Below are 3638 nucleotides of genomic sequence, written 5' to 3'. Positions count from 1 at the left end.
AAAAACCCGTTAACGCCATCCTGGACCAACCAATCTGCAATCGGGAAGGTGTTGAACAACACCGGAATCGCGCCGAAACTCTGCGCTTCCACCACAGTGTTCGGGAAACCCTCGAAAGATGAGGTCATCAGGAAGATGGCGGCACGTCGGAAATATTCATCCGGCTTCTGTCGGCCGTGCAGGGTAACCCCCTCAATCCCCTCGTCCCGGATCGTGTGCCGCAGTGTTTCCAGGGCCGGGCCGTCTCCCACCACATCCAGTTGCCATTCCGGCAGCGCCCTGTGAATGCGCTTCCACAGCGGAAGGATCAGCTCCGCACGCTTCTGCTCGTTGGTCACGCGACCCAGCCAGAGAATCCGCTTTTCCTTTGACGGCAGTTCATCCAGAACCCGAGGGACCGAATTCGGTATCAGCCGGATCTTCTCCGGGTCGAAGTCTGGGACGAAGAAGCGCAATTCATCCAGATTGGGGGGGCCAAACATGACGAAATGGTCGTACGTGCGAAGTATCCACTCAAGATCGCGGCGGTGGCGGTAACGATGGTTCGCGAACAGAAGCCACCGCCCGAGCCTGTTGCGAAACAACGGTGCGGCTCGCTTCGGCAACACTCGAGCGCCGTACGCATCCAGATTGTTCTTCACCGAGAAGAGTGTATTCCGCAGGCAGCCCAGCAGCAGCGGGGGCTTGGCGTCCCGACACACTTTGCCGATCGGGTGATCGTAGGGCATCTGGTTGACGACCACATCCGGCTCGAATTCGCCCAACACCCGGGCCAGTTCCTCTAGATTCGCTGTCGCGCCAACCCCTCCCCGTTCCGGCGCCGCAAATAGCGTGGCGAACTCCTGCTCACGATGCCCCGCCTTCTCGAGCGAAAACACGCCCACCACGTGGCCTTGGCCGGCAAACCATCGCCCGAGCTTGTAGGTCGACATCTGCACGCCGCCACCGTTTGGTTCAAATGCCGGAGTCAGGACGAAAAGAATGCGAAATGGTTTGCTCACTCCCGTTCTTTCCCGGATCAACGTCCAATACCCAATAGATACTGAAGCGCTTCTTTAATGGAAATATTTACCTCCGGAAAGATCCACACCACGAACGGCAGCCCGAACATAAAGACGCTCGGAAAATCAAGCAGGATTGTCAAATTGTAAATAAAGTACGGAACAAAGAGAAGCAGGACCAAATGTAGCCCAATCTTGTAAACCGGATTCGAATTCGGTAATCGTCGCGCTGTGGACGGGTTCTGTCGCGCCATCAAGTACGCGGCCAGAAGAAAAATCGTACCTACAACCCAACTCCGGTTCGATACAGCATAGAGATACCAGGTCGCGTTCGAAAGCGTGATGGTGAGAAGCCCGACAGAGAACAGCGTCTTTTGTTGCCGGTTCATCACCGAAAAATAGACACCCGTTAATAGAAGAACGTAGACGAAAATGTTGAGCGCCCATTTCTGCACGCCGAACATCTCCAACGTCAGCCAGATCCTGAGCCCTGCTTCCCGACCCGTCTCCAGGATCTCCTCACCGGTCACCACCTCCTCCCTGAAATACCCTCGAACGCTGCTCTCTCCAACTTCTGTCACGGCGATGAGCTCCGTCACCGTTCCCGGGTTGAAAAAAGTCGTGAAGCTCGAAAGAACGAAAAGAATGGCAAACACGCGCGGCTTGTTCCCGACAACCAAGACAATCCACGCCGGTATCGCCATGATGAAGTACCCGAGGTGAATAAACGGCGGGACGAACATCAAAACCGCGTAACGGATTTTCTTCGTCTCGTAGTATTTCAGGCATGCGTAAACCAGGATCCACATCCCGGTCCATGTACGAACCGTATTGACACCTTCGATGTTCTTGACAAGAAAAAACAGTACGGCAAAACCAAGAAAGACATAAGTCAGCTTGGTCTCGCCGAACTGCCTGAAGACATGCAGCATGGACCCTGTGAAAAAGTACCCATACACGAATGCGACAATCGGGAAGAAGAGAGACGGAAATCCAAGAACTCCGCCCGTTAGATAGGACAGCAGATGCTTATAGACATCCTTGCTTGGCGCATCGCTTTCCTGAAAGGTCAGAATTTGCCAAAGTTCAGAAAGAAACTGGCCGAAGCCCAGCCCCACGTAATGTGTATACACGCCAAGTAGATGGCGAACACCGTCTGGCCCTTGGCCGGAGGGATCAAACGCGATGGTGATCGTCGTGCCGTACAGCGTCACGAACAGCGTCAGCATCCAGTGCCGATAGCGCAAGCTCTTGGACTGCCACGCGGCAATCAGGAGCATCCACGGCGCAATGAAGGAGGATGCGATCCAGACTGGGGCTTTCGTTCTCATTGCCTGGGCACCACTAGCGCCCAGCGTTCCCTTCCGCGATGGAAACCAAGCCGATGCCCGGGTCGCAGAGACGCACCGGCAATGCGCATGGCGTATTCCCCGACCTTCCGAGCCTTCGGTCGTTGCAGCAGAGACTGGGGTTGCCCGGAACACATGGATTCCACTCCATCATTCATATCGCTTCCAGCAGTGCGGACAACGGTGGGGACCTGTGTTCCGGCCGCGGCCCCAGAAGCTTTCTCATCTCCGCGCTGAACCGGCTGTCGGCGTAGAAGCGGACCACCTCATCCAGGTCGAGGCCAGAAATCTCACGCAACCCGAAGACGATTCCCCTGCGCACATATCCATGGTGATCGAATACGAGCGGATCCAGTCCCGGGAGCTGTATCACGGCGAGGCCGTGACAGAGGGCATTGAACTGCGTCTGTGTGTTCCCGGCGAAGACCAGCCCGACTGCAGAGAAGAATGCCTCCATCGGTGCGCCGCGTTCCTGCATCTGCATGTTTTCAGGCAACTGTATGCCCCAAAGTCGCGAGTTGGGATGAAGGCGCAGCAACAAGGGGCGGCCGAGCGCCGCCTGTGCCCTGGAAAGAACCTGCAGCAACTGGCCCGCTCCATGCGGGAGAACGTTTGGGGGGTGCCCAGGGCTGCCTTGCCAGAGTTAGATTGCAAAGGGTTATAGTATGCCTCACTTCTCAGGAATCGAGGGAGGGTTAAAATTGAGCAAACGATGATCAACCCCTTGCGCAAAGTTACCTTTACTCTGCGCTGGCTGTTTCAAGGTCTGCGAGTTGTTCGGGATATGGTTAAGTTGTACCGCCTAAATATTGCCATTTCACCTAAGGTGAATACCATTTAGGCTCAATCTCATCAACCGTGGGCAGCCAACAATAAAGCGATAAACTCACTAAGACCGGGCTTCCTTTGGTCTGGATTCGGTCCCATATGACGTCCCAAAGCCTTTTCGTAATCTCCTGATTTGTAAAAGTCAAAGATTTTTTGATAGCTGATGCCGGCAATTTTTTTGCAGCCGGGCAAGATCCCATCTCTCACGTAGTCATGGTGATCAAACGGCAGGGGGTCGAGGCCCTCGCAATGGACAACAACGGTGCCATCCGCCAGGGCTTTTGCCTGGGCCTGGGTATTGCCGCAGAGCAGAAGGCCGTGGCGTTTGGCAAAGTCTTCCAGCCGTTCGTCTGCTGGAGCCAATTTCAACTCTGGCGGCCATGGTTCCGCGCCAAGATTCGAGTTTGGGTGCAATCGGACTTCGATTGCCTGACCCAGGGCCTGGCTGGCTCTCTGCAGG

4 protein-coding genes are annotated in these 3638 nt (G+C 55.4%); all 4 read right to left on the bottom strand.

What is annotated here, in order from left to right:
- The coding region (locus ACESMW_RS18720; RefSeq protein WP_372988475.1) for a glycosyltransferase at positions 1–1001 on the bottom strand (1001 nt) is incomplete at its 3' end.
- Positions 1002–1018: 17 nt separating this feature from the next.
- Positions 1019–2332 (bottom strand): hypothetical protein, encoded by a 1314-nt coding sequence (locus ACESMW_RS18715; protein ID WP_372988474.1) that lies wholly within the window; start codon positions 2330–2332, stop codon positions 1019–1021.
- Positions 2333–2504: 172 nt separating this feature from the next.
- The gene (locus tag ACESMW_RS18710; protein ID WP_372988473.1) at positions 2505–2936 is read right to left on the bottom strand and encodes a hypothetical protein; all 432 of its coding nucleotides are present in this window, start codon (positions 2934–2936) and stop codon (positions 2505–2507) included.
- A 266-nt stretch (positions 2937–3202) separates the two neighbouring features.
- Positions 3203–3638: hypothetical protein (locus ACESMW_RS18705; protein ID WP_372988472.1), on the bottom strand; the 436-nt coding region annotated here is incomplete at its 5' end.

This window comes from Marinobacter sp., from assembly GCF_041690455.1.
Classification (GTDB): domain Bacteria; phylum Pseudomonadota; class Gammaproteobacteria; order Pseudomonadales; family Oleiphilaceae; genus Marinobacter.
This window is presented reverse-complemented; position numbering and strand designations above follow the sequence as displayed.

Bases quoted from the DNA above. Each gene is read 5' to 3' on its own strand.
- ACESMW_RS18715 (WP_372988474.1), bottom strand. From the start codon at position 2,332: ATGAGAACGAAAGCCCCAGTCTGGATCGCATCCTCCTTCATTGCGCCG.